Genomic DNA, 9,440 nt, shown 5'->3' with positions numbered 1-9,440 from the left:
CCGACGGGGTCGCGGTGATCGGCGAGAACCGCAAGCTGCTGGTGTTTCCGCTGGCCGAATTGCCCGAGCTTGGCCGCGGCCAGGGCGTGACCTTGCAGCGCTATCGCGACGGCGGGCTCAGCGACGCGGTGGCGCTGCGCTTGTCCGACGGGCTCAGCTGGACGCTTGGCGGCGAGCGCGGGCGCGTGCGAACCGAAAGCGACCTCACGCCGTGGCGCGCCGCGCGCGGTGCCGCCGGCCGGATGCCGCCGATCGGCTTCCCGCTCAATAACCGCTTCGGCTAAGCGCCTCGAAGCCCCCGTTAACTCGCGGGCCGGGCCGCCCGAAAGATACTTCGAATTAACTCCTTGTCGCGCATAGGCGCGGGCATGCAGGCCGCATCCAACCGAACGTCGATTGCCACCGGGCCGCGGCGCGCGGACAAATCCCGCGCCGCTCCGCCCGTCGTGGCCGCGGACGATCTCGGTCTGCTGTTTGCCCTGCCGATCGCGGCCGCGATCTTTTGCCTGAAGGACGGCACGCTGTCGGTCGAGGCCACCAACGCCAAGTTCCTCGAGCTGGCTGGCAGCCACGGCGCGTCCGAGTCGGTCGTGGAAACATTCAAGCGCTATGCCGAGGGACCCGGCGGACTGTTCACGCGTGCATATCTAGCGAACCCGGGCAGTGCCCCGGATGAGACGGAATTTGCCGATGGCGAGGGCGTCACCCGGCACTTCCTGAAACTCAAATTGTCGCCGCTTGCCGGCAAGGCCGGGCACGCCCGCTGTCTGCTGTGCGTCGTGGATCGCACCGTCGAAGTGCGCGCCGAGAATAATCTGCGCGCCGAAATGTTGCGCGACAGCCTGACCGGCCTGCCCAACCGGTTGTCGTTCACCGAGACCATCGAGATTGCCGGCGAAAAGGTCGCACGCGACCTCGAGCATGCAGTGCTGGTGGTCGATGTGCTGCGGTTTTCGCGGATCAACGAGAGCATGGGCAGCCTCGCCGGCGACGAGCTCCTGATCACCTTTGCGCGGCGGCTGATTTCGGGCCTTCGCGGGGGCGACGTGCTGGCGCGCACCGGCGGCAATGAATTTGGCGTGCTAGTGTCGCTGCGCCGCGGCGTCGCCGATGCGCTGAAGGCGGCCGAGCGAATCCAGGATGTAATGTCGGCGCCGTTCAAGATTTCCGACCTCGAGATCAAGGTCGAATGTGCGATCGGGGTCGCGTTGATGCACGCCGCTCAGGACCCCGAGGAGCTGTTCCGCAACGCGCAATTCGCGGTCAAACAGGCCAAGGCGATTGGCAAACCGCAAGTCTATGAGCCCAAGGAAGCAAGCGCCGCGCGGCGCCGCTTCTCGATCGAGACCGAGCTTCGCCGCGCGCTCGACAAGGACCAGTTGAAGCTGTTCTACCAGCCGCTGATCGACCTGAAGTCGGGCGAGGTTGCCGGGTTCGAGGCGCTGGCGCGCTGGACCCACGACGACCGCGGCGAGATTTCACCCAGCGAGTTCATCCCGGTCGCCGAGGAAAGCGGGCTGATCCTGCAACTCGGCCGCTGGGCGATGGACAAGGCGACGCAGACGATGGCCGATTGGGATCGCCAAACCGGTCACGAACTGCCGTGCTATGTCGCGGTCAACCTGTCGGCGATCCAGGTGGCGCGAGACGATATCGCCGATATCGTGTCGGACGCGCTTCGATCGAGCGGTCTCAAGGGCGAGCGGCTGACGCTGGAATTGACCGAGAGTTCGATCGTCCAGGATCCGGGCCGCGCGACCCGTGTATTCGAGGCGTTGAAGGCACTCAACGCGACCGTCGCGATGGACGATTTCGGCACTGGCTATTCGAGCCTCGCCTACCTCCAGAAGCTACCGATCGATGTGCTCAAGATCGACCGCAGCTTCGTCTCCGGAATGATGCGCGATCCCGACAGCGTGGCGATCGTCCGCGCGGTCCTCAGCCTCGCCGATGCGCTCGGCATGTCGACGACGGCGGAAGGAATCGAAACGGTCGAGCTGGCGACGACGCTGGCGGCGCTTGGCTGCTCGAGCGGTCAGGGATTCTACTTCGCCAAACCGCTCCAGGCCGACTCCGCTCTCGAATATTGGAAGAGCCGGCGAAAGAGTTAACTGCCTGAGGGTTCAGCCTGACCGAACAGCGTCCGCCCCACGATCAAACCGACGAGTGCTCCGACCAATTGCGCGACGATGAATAGCGGGACGTCGGCGGGGGCGATGCCGGCGAAGCTGTTGGTGAGGCTGCGGGCGATGGTGATGGCGGGGTTGGCGAAGCTGGCGAAGAGGTGAACCAGTAAGCGGCGGTGATGTAGAGCGCGACCGAGGCCGGGAGCACGCCGGGGCGGTGGCGCGCCGTGCCGAGTATTGTCAGGATCAAGCCGAAGGTGGCGACCGCTTCGCCGGTCCACTGACCGATGCCGGTGCGCGATTTCAGCGAGACTTGCAGGATGGGCAGATCGAACATCAGGTGCGCCGCCCACGCGCCGAGCAGGCCGCCGCAACGCGCCACGCGAGGTCGTGGCGGGCGGCCATAACCAGCGTCACCGCGGGATTTAAATGCGCGCCGGAGATCGGGCCGAACATGGCGATCAGGACGAACAGCATCGCACCGGTCGCGAGCGTGTTGGCGAGCAACGTGACCGCGACGTTCCCACCGGCGAGGGCTTCCGCCATCACGCCGGAGCCGATGACGGCGGCAAACAGGAAGAAGCTGCCGACCGCCTCGGCGGCGAGGCGGCGGGCGAGGTGCTGCGGATTATTCATCCGCGGGCGCCCTGTCCGCGGTGCGAACGCAGGCGCTTCACGCGGTTTTCTTTTTCTTGATGACGGCGGCGGGCGCGCAGTCGGCTCCCCCGCAGCAATTTTCCATGAGATATGCGACGAGGCCGTTCATCGCGTCATAGCGAGCGGTATAGATCAGCCAGCGGCCGTCGCGTCGTTGCTCGATCAGGCCGGCGCGGGTGAGGTGGGCGAGGTGGAACGACAGCGACGAGTTGGGGTAAAGCTGCCGTCGCCTTACGGTTAGATGAATGCAGGCGGATCACTTTGAAACGCGAATTGGCCGCAGCCGATATTCCACCTGTCCTGCAGGCTCATTGCTGTGTCATGCTGCGCCGACGAAAATGCGCCAGAGCAAAGCCCGTCGATCAAGGCCCGGCAAAGCGGCCGAGGAACAGGATCGCGCCGGTTTGCTTGTCGCGGATCAGGAACAGGAACGGGTGATTTGCGCGGAACTCCCAATGGTCGCGTTCTCCACTAATTACGATGCCCGTTGCGGCCGCCGCTTCCGTCCCCTTCTCGTCCACCTTGAGGAAGGTCTTGTGCACGACAGCGTCGATGAACAATGGAATTTTGGAAATACCTCTGAAATTGGCGGCATCAAACGCGGCCCTCATCCCCAGCGCCTTCAAGGGATTCACGAGTTCATATTTGCTCTCGAACTGCATCCTGGGCAGCTGAAGCTCGTCCTGCGGGTAAGGCTTGGCGGAATCGATGCTCTCAAGCCACTTGTCGAGCTTGGCGGCGCTGAGCCCCGCTTCGACCGCGGGGAGCCCGTCTCGCGTTTGGGGCAGGATGACGACCATGCTCAGCCGGTCGCCCTTGTACGGAAGTTCAAGAAGTTCGACCGCGTCCGCGGGCGGGTGAACCTCTCCGGCTCCCAAATAAATTGCACGCATACCTCCAGCCGACATCATCGGCACATTGCGTGTCGTCCCATCGGCCAGATAGAAAGGCTGGAGCTTTGTCCAACGAGGGTCGAACGACTCTTGCCATTCGCCAAGAAAATAGACTGCGTTGGTGATCACGAGGGCCGTATCAACGTCGAACGCATCCGGTTCGAAAAGCTGCGGGATGCGGCTGTTGGTCTTGCGGTCGACCCAGTTGTTGATCCGGGCAGCAGCGGTCGCCGAGTCCGCGAAGTCGAGTGCCTCGACATCGGCATCGTAGCTGCGCTTCGCCAGTTCGATGAAGTTCGGCTCAATCGGAAAACGCGTCCCCGGCCACAGGGCATTGGCGATGTTCACCTGGTGCCCCTCACCGTCACTTTCCAAAGTGCGCAGGATGCCCCCGAGGCTCGCACTCAGCACCTTGTCATCCGCCGGGAAGTGCAGCACCTTGCCGATCTCCGCGCGGGTTTGGCCCCGGGCGCCGGCCGCAACGGGGCCGAACGCGCCGGCGATGCTGATCGGCGAGATGAAGACGTTTCCCGGCTTGGTTGCAAGTTGCCGATAGAGCGAGACAGCGAACGCCCGATTGCTCTTGGCGATGGCAAGCTCAGCCGGTGTAGCTGGAGGCAGCGGCGGATGTTGCTTTACCTTCGAGGCAGGTTGCGGTTGCGGCGGCGGCGGCGGCGGCACAGTGGGGGGCGGCGCAGCGGAGGGCATCGTGCGGTCCGTGGCAACGGTCCCGTGGAGCGGCCCCGATGCAATCAAAGGCGGAGCGCGACCGAGGTCGGTGCTCGCGACCGGCTGAGCAACGGGCGTGGCGCAACCGGCGAGGAGCAGGGGCGCAATCAAAAGAAATGGTCTCATGCCAGATCCTAAAGCTGCCGTCGGCTTACAATTAGCTGAATGCAGGCGGATCACGTTGAAAAGCGGATTGGCCGCATCCATCGATGCCAACAATAGATGACGGTGCAGCAATCCACGAAAACTAGGAACGTGGCGGCCGCATAAAGTAGTAGTGAGGTGCGTTTCATTCGGCGAGGGTACGACGTTAGGTAGCTTCGGACCCGATAACGTGTTGCTGTCCCAGCCTACTCCAGCGTTCGCATGCCGACGTGTCAGCATCGCCGGTCGGCACGTATGCGTGCTCGGCGTGTCAGCAACTTCAACGTTCGCGTGGCCTCTGTTCTTCGTCCGTGCAGTCATGGGGCGCTAGCCGAGAACAGGCAGACACTAACGTCCGCTTTCCACCCATCGCGGATCTTCGGGGCTTTCAATCCTAAACTTTCGTTACGCGAGGGCCGCCGCGACCAGCGCGTCGAACTTCTCGACTTTCGGAAAGCCCGCCTCTTCCCATGCGTCCTCTATCGCGCGGAGTATGCGGGCGACTTCCGGGCCTTGGGGGACGCCGCGGGCTATGAGCTGGCCGCCGGTTAGCGGCAGGCGGGGCGGGGTCCAGGTGGCGATGCTTGCCGCTTCGCTCGGCTGGCCCGCGAGGAGGAGGCGGTCGGCGGCGCTGGGCGGGCCGATGCGGTAGGCCAGCGATTTTGGGTTGCGGCCGAGTGAGGGGTCGGCGGCAAGGGCGAGGCGCTTTTTGGCCTTATTCGAAAGCTTGAGCCGGGCGGCGATTTTCTCGGCCTGAGGCGGGTCGGCGGGGAGCAGGGCGGCTAGGCGACGCAAGGGGTCCGGGGCGATCCTTGCCGCGCGTTCGGCCTCGACCAGCGAAGCGAGGCGGGCGGGGTCGCTGATCTCGGGCAGGACGGGGGCGAAAATGCCGCGCTCGATCATCAGGCGGACGGTGAGGGTTGGGTCGGGAAGGGCGAGCAACTTGAGCAATTCGTCGGCGATCCGCTCGCGCGACAGGGCCATCAAATCATTGGCGCGGGCGGTGCACGCATCGAGCGCGGCGGGGTCGGGATTGCCATGACCATAGCCGGCGTGAAAGCGGAAATAGCGGAGGATGCGCAAATGATCCTCTGCGATGCGCTGGAGCGGCTCTCCGATAAAGCGGACGGTGCGCGCCTTCAGATCGCCCAAGCCGCCGAAATAGTCGAACAGCTCGCCGCTGAAGGGGTCGGCATAGAGCGCGTTGATGGTGAAGTCGCGGCGCGCGGCGTCGCACTCCCAATCGTCGGTGAAAGCGACGGTGGCGCGGCGGCCGTCAGTGGCGAGGTCGGCGCGGAGCGTGGTGACTTCTACCACGGTGGCCGAGGCGACGGCGGTGACGGTGCCGTGCTCGATCCCAGTCGGAACAGCTTTTATCCCGGCGGCCTCAAGGCGCGCGACGACGTCGTCGGGCGAAAAAGTGGTGGCCAGGTCCAGATCGCCGGGCACTTCGCCGAGCAGCAGGTCGCGCACCGCGCCGCCGACGAAGCGGGCATGGCCGTGGCTGGCGTCGAGCGCTTTTAACAGGCGCTTGATCCCCGGCCGGTCGAGCCAGGCGGCCGGATCGACGCTCATGCGAGGCGCCGCGTCAGATTGACCAGCATCGCCGCGGTCGCGCCCCAGATCGGACGGCCGTTCCAGTCGATCCGGTAATAATGGCGCTCGCGGCCCTGAAAGTCGGCGGTCATTCGTCGCTGGTTGATGGGATCAAGGACAAAATCAAGCGGGGCCTCGAACCAGTCGGCGACTTCTTCCGGGTTGGCGACGAGCGGGAGGTCGGGCGGAATCAAGCCGACGACGGGAGTGACGTCATAACCGGTGACCGTGCGGTAGGGGTCGGCAAGCCCGAGGATGCGGACTTGTGTCGGGTCGAGCCCGAGCTCTTCCTGAGCCTCGCGCAGGGCGGCGGCGCGGGCGTCCTCGCCATGGGCGATGCGCCCGCCGGGGAAGGCGACTTGGCCGGCGTGGGTGCGCAGATGCTCGCGGCGGAGGGTGAGGATCACGCCGGGCGTGGTGCGGTCCGTGATCGCGACGAGGACCGCGGCGGCATGCGGCTCGTCGTCATGGCCTTCGATAAGGTCGCCGGGGAGAAGGCCGGTGGGCGATGCGGCGGCGAGCGCGGCGGCGATGCGGTCGACGAGAGTCATGGAATCAGTGGGAAGAAGCGGCCATCGGACCAGACGCCCGGCGGGTCGTGGGCTTCGGCCAGCGCAATCTCGGCTAGCTCGTAATAGAGCGGCCGGGATAGTTCGGCCTCAAGCCCGAAACGGACCGCGACTCGTGGCGAAGGTCCATCGGCTGTCTCGAGGACTGTCAGCGGGTGATCGGACCCGACGATCAGCCCGTCGCCGCTGTCGAGGGTCAATCCGATGCGGCGGGATTCGCCTTCGCCCTCGATGGTCATCTGCGTGGCGCGGAAGGCGGTCGCCTCAACCTCGATCGTCAGTTTTTCGACCGGCGTGACGAGGACGTGGCTGCCGTCGGGTTCGCGGCGCAGCACGGTCGAAAAGAGGCGGACCATCGCCGGGCGGTCGATCGGCGCGCCTTGATGATACCAGCGGCCATCGCGGGCGATGCGCATTTCGCTGTCGCCGCAATGTTGCGGATTCCAGCGGTCGACCGGCGGCGGCCCGCCGCGCGCCTCGATCGCCGCGGCGAGATCGGCGAGGCTGGCGCCTTGCGCTTCGATCGGGAGGCGGCGTTCGGGCATCGCCGGGGCTTTAAGTCGGTCGTCATTGCGAGCGCAAGCGAAGCAATCCAGTCTTGCGCCGGTTGGATTGCTTCGTCACTGCGTTCCTCGCAATGACTGAGCCGAAAATCGCAATCGTTACCGGAGGCGGCAAGCGGGTCGGCGCGGCGCTGGTTCGGGCGCTGATCGACGACAGCTGGACGGTGGTGGCGCATGTCCATCACGATGGTGATTCGGTGCCGGAGGGCGCGGAGCGGGCTGTTTGCGACCTGGCCGACGCGGACTGCGCCGCGACGATCTTCGCGGCGGCGCCGGGACCGGTGCGGCTGCTGGTCAATAATGCCGCGCGCTTCGCCGAGGACCGGTTCGGCGCGGCAAGCGCCGCCGAGTTTTCCGCGCATATGGCGGTCAATGCGCGCGCGCCGATGCTGCTGATCGATGAGATGGCGCGGCGACACCGCGGCGGTGCGGCGCTGGTGGTCAATTTGACCGACGCCAAGCTGGCCGCACCCAACGCCGATTTCCTGAGCTATACATTGTCCAAATATGCGCTGGCCGGCTTGACCGAGCTGGCGGCGCGGGCGCTGGCGGGCAAGGGCATCCGTGTCAACGCGATCGCGCCGGCGCTGATGCTGCCGTCGGGCGACCAGCGGGAGAGCAATTTCGAGGCGGTGCACGCGCTCAATCCGCTGGGCTACGGGATTGAGATCGACGATGTCGTCGGGGCGTTGCGCTTCCTGATTGATTCGCACGGAATGACCGGCCAGACGATCGGGCTCGATGGCGGCCAGCGCTTCATGGCGCTGGCGCGCGATGTGCAATATTTGGAGACGAAATGAGCGAGCCCGCGATCAATTTGATCGGCATGGTGCCGGAGCATCTTAAGGTGAGGCAAAGCCGGATCCTGCTCGATTCGCTCGAGGTGATGACCGACATTGGCTTTCACGACCATGAGGTTGGCGCGCCGCAGCGGTTACTGATCAGCGTCGAGCTGTGGCTCGACGAGTCGGCGCCGCCGCGCGACGACGACCCCGGCCTGGCGTGGAATTATGATTTTCTGCGCAGCGAAATTGTCCGCCTCGCCCGGACTGGCCGCTACAATTTGCAGGAAACGTTGGTCCACGCGATCTTCGACCGGGTGGCGGGACGCCGCGGGGTCAAGGCGCTGCGCGTCAAAAGCGTCAAGCCCGATGTCTACGCCGACGCTGCCGGGGTGGGTGTCGAAATCGCATCCTTTACCGGTCAAGCTCCGTAGATTTTGCCCGTTTCCGCCCCGATTCGGCAGAAGACGTGCCGCAATCGGAACAAAATCCGTTGCGCGGCACTTGACGCTTCATTAAGGGTGCACGGTATTGCCCGATGATATGTTAGTACATCGGCGGTTCCGAGACAGGGTCGATCGTGCGGTTTCGCCGATTGAAATTGTCGTGGATCCGACAACGTTGACGAGGAGATTTGCGGCTTAATGTCCTACGCCAATCGCAAACAGATGAGCTCCAACCGCACGGTTGCGATCATCATCGTAGCGCTCATTCACGCCGTGCTCGGCTACGCGCTGGTCACGGGGCTTGCCTATAATGTGGTCAAGCAGGCCGCCGAGAATGTGAAGACGTTCGACGTCGAGGAAGAGCCCCCGCCCCCGCCCGACGAGCCGCCTCCGCCGGAAAAGATGGAAACGCCGCCGCCGCCCGAGGTGTCCGCGCCGCCGCCGCTGGTGCGGATGGACTTGCCGTCGCCGCCGATCACGACCACGCCGGTAATCAGCCCGCCACCGCCGATCACGCCGGTTTACCGACCGGCTCCCCCGGCTCCAGCGGCCCCGCCGCCGCCTAGGGTGTCGCAGGCAGCCGCCGCGAAGGGTAGCCTGCTAGCGCTGATTAGCGATGACGATTATCCGCAGTCGGCGATTCGCAGCGAGGAGCAGGGCACGACTGCGGTCCGCTTGTCGATCGGTCCGGATGGCCGGGTGTCGGATTGTTCGGTGACTCAATCTTCGGGCTCAACCGCGCTTGATTCGACGACGTGCAGCATTTTTCGTCGGCGTGCGCGGTTCACGCCGGCCAAGGATCAGTCGGGAATCCGATTTCGGACACCTTCAGTCAACGCGTGAAGTGGGTGCTCCCCGCCGAGTAACCTTAGCACTTTTTTGAACCGTCAGAACTTCAACAGGAAAGTCACAGATATGACCACCTCTCTCCTAGC

Annotated in this window: 8 protein-coding genes and 2 pseudogenes; 5 read left to right on the top strand and 5 right to left on the bottom strand. The window is 65.0% G+C overall.

What is annotated here, in order from left to right; translation table 11 throughout:
* Both H0W65_RS11315 and H0W65_RS11310 read left to right on the top strand, forming a co-directional pair.
* A pseudogene (locus tag H0W65_RS11315) lies at positions 1 to 284 on the top strand (DNA topoisomerase IV subunit A); the annotation flags it as partial.
* A gap of 84 nt (positions 285 to 368) precedes the next feature.
* Complete coding sequence (locus tag H0W65_RS11310; protein ID WP_294007678.1) at positions 369 to 2,111, top strand: EAL domain-containing protein; 1,743 nt, start codon at positions 369 to 371, stop codon at positions 2,109 to 2,111.
* On the opposite strand, the pseudogene H0W65_RS11305 reads toward H0W65_RS11310, so the two are convergent.
* From H0W65_RS11305 to H0W65_RS11280, 5 genes and pseudogenes are all read right to left on the bottom strand, one after another.
* Positions 2,108 to 2,762: pseudogene (locus H0W65_RS11305) on the bottom strand (aquaporin). The gene H0W65_RS11310 and the pseudogene H0W65_RS11305 sit on opposite strands and share 4 nt — an antisense overlap.
* 383 nt (positions 2,763 to 3,145) lie before the next feature.
* Complete coding sequence (locus tag H0W65_RS11295) at positions 3,146 to 4,612, bottom strand: serpin family protein (protein WP_294007676.1); 1,467 nt, start codon at positions 4,610 to 4,612, stop codon at positions 3,146 to 3,148.
* Positions 4,613 to 4,954: 342 nt separating this feature from the next.
* Entirely contained in the window at positions 4,955 to 6,124 is a 1,170-nt protein-coding gene (locus H0W65_RS11290) for a CCA tRNA nucleotidyltransferase (RefSeq protein ID WP_294007675.1), read from the bottom strand.
* A complete protein-coding gene (locus H0W65_RS11285; protein WP_294007673.1) occupies positions 6,121 to 6,696 on the bottom strand; it encodes a CoA pyrophosphatase in 576 nt (191 codons plus the stop codon). Before H0W65_RS11285 ends, H0W65_RS11290 begins: the two co-directional genes overlap by 4 nt.
* Positions 6,693 to 7,259 (bottom strand): DUF1285 domain-containing protein, encoded by a 567-nt coding sequence (locus H0W65_RS11280; RefSeq protein WP_294007671.1) that lies wholly within the window; start codon positions 7,257 to 7,259, stop codon positions 6,693 to 6,695. The genes H0W65_RS11285 and H0W65_RS11280 overlap by 4 nt, the downstream gene beginning before the upstream one ends.
* Positions 7,260 to 7,351: 92 nt before the next feature.
* Here H0W65_RS11280 and H0W65_RS11275 point away from each other — a divergent pair, with 92 nt between their 5' ends.
* The 3 genes from H0W65_RS11275 to H0W65_RS11265 all read left to right on the top strand — a co-directional run bounded on the left by H0W65_RS11275 (position 7,352) and on the right by H0W65_RS11265 (position 9,348).
* Positions 7,352 to 8,077, top strand: a complete 726-nt coding sequence (locus H0W65_RS11275; RefSeq protein ID WP_294007669.1) for an SDR family oxidoreductase — start codon at positions 7,352 to 7,354, stop codon at positions 8,075 to 8,077.
* Positions 8,074 to 8,493 carry a dihydroneopterin aldolase gene (locus H0W65_RS11270; protein WP_294007667.1) on the top strand — a complete coding sequence of 140 codons (420 nt, stop codon included), beginning with the start codon at positions 8,074 to 8,076 and terminating at the stop codon, positions 8,491 to 8,493. The genes H0W65_RS11275 and H0W65_RS11270 overlap by 4 nt, the downstream gene beginning before the upstream one ends.
* Positions 8,494 to 8,703: 210 nt before the next feature.
* Positions 8,704 to 9,348, top strand: coding sequence for an energy transducer TonB (locus H0W65_RS11265; RefSeq protein ID WP_367120143.1), 645 nt, complete (start codon positions 8,704 to 8,706; stop codon positions 9,346 to 9,348).
* The last annotated feature ends 92 nt before the right edge of the window (positions 9,349 to 9,440 follow it).

This window comes from Sphingomonas sp., from assembly GCF_013816785.1.
In the GTDB taxonomy this organism is placed as follows: Bacteria; Pseudomonadota; Alphaproteobacteria; order Sphingomonadales; family Sphingomonadaceae; genus Sphingomicrobium.
Note: the sequence above shows the minus strand (reverse complement) of the source record. Positions and strands in the feature narration are given on the sequence as shown.

Bases quoted from the DNA above. Each gene is read 5' to 3' on its own strand.
- H0W65_RS11310 (WP_294007678.1), top strand. From the start codon at position 369: ATGCAGGCCGCATCCAACCGAACGTCGATTGCCACCGGGCCGCGGCGC.
- H0W65_RS11295 (WP_294007676.1), bottom strand. From the start codon at position 4,612: ATGGATGCGGCCAATCCGCTTTTCAACGTGATCCGCCTGCATTCAGCT.
- H0W65_RS11290 (WP_294007675.1), bottom strand. From the start codon at position 6,124: ATGAGCGTCGATCCGGCCGCCTGGCTCGACCGGCCGGGGATCAAGCGC.
- H0W65_RS11285 (WP_294007673.1), bottom strand. From the start codon at position 6,696: ATGACTCTCGTCGACCGCATCGCCGCCGCGCTCGCCGCCGCATCGCCC.
- H0W65_RS11280 (WP_294007671.1), bottom strand. From the start codon at position 7,259: ATGCCCGAACGCCGCCTCCCGATCGAAGCGCAAGGCGCCAGCCTCGCC.
- H0W65_RS11275 (WP_294007669.1), top strand. From the start codon at position 7,352: ATGACTGAGCCGAAAATCGCAATCGTTACCGGAGGCGGCAAGCGGGTC.
- H0W65_RS11270 (WP_294007667.1), top strand. From the start codon at position 8,074: ATGAGCGAGCCCGCGATCAATTTGATCGGCATGGTGCCGGAGCATCTT.
- H0W65_RS11265 (WP_367120143.1), top strand. From the start codon at position 8,704: ATGTCCTACGCCAATCGCAAACAGATGAGCTCCAACCGCACGGTTGCG.